The sequence below is a fragment of the Myxococcus sp. CA039A genome, assembly GCF_013336645.1.
GTDB classification, from domain to species: domain Bacteria; phylum Myxococcota; class Myxococcia; order Myxococcales; family Myxococcaceae; genus Myxococcus; species Myxococcus llanfairpwllgwyngyllgogerychwyrndrobwllllantysiliogogogochensis.
On record NZ_JABUMQ010000818.1, the window covers coordinates 1 to 409 of the forward strand.

Below are 409 nucleotides of genomic sequence, written 5' to 3' on the forward strand. Positions count from 1 at the left end.
CGTCAACACGGGGTAGCAGACCAGAGCAGGGTGCATGGATGGATGACAGCGTGCCACCGTATGGGGTCCCGGACCATACTCAAAACGTCCTAGAATCCGCCTTCCCCCGGCTCCCTGGTGTGTCATGTCGGTTCCCCCCTCTTCGTCTGCGGCTGCCCCCCGGGGTGGCCTTGTCGCGCTGGCACTGCTGCTGGTCTACGTGGTCTGGGGCTCGACCTACCTGGGCATCGCCAAGGCCCTGCACGGCGGCGCACTGCCGCTGACGATGGTCTCCGGCAGCCGCTTCATCATTGCCGGCGGCCTGATGTTCCTGGCGCTGCGCCTGTTCTGGAAGCTGCCGAACCCGACCCTGCGGCAATGGCGCAACCTGGTCATCATGGGCGTGACCATGCTGGTGCTGGGCAACGGC

1 pseudogene is annotated in these 409 nt (G+C 66.0%); it reads left to right on the plus strand.

Going from position 1 to position 409, the window contains the following annotated elements:
* Positions 1 to 124 precede the first annotated feature (124 nt).
* Positions 125 to 409, plus strand: a pseudogene (locus HR086_RS47750) (drug/metabolite exporter YedA); the annotation flags it as partial.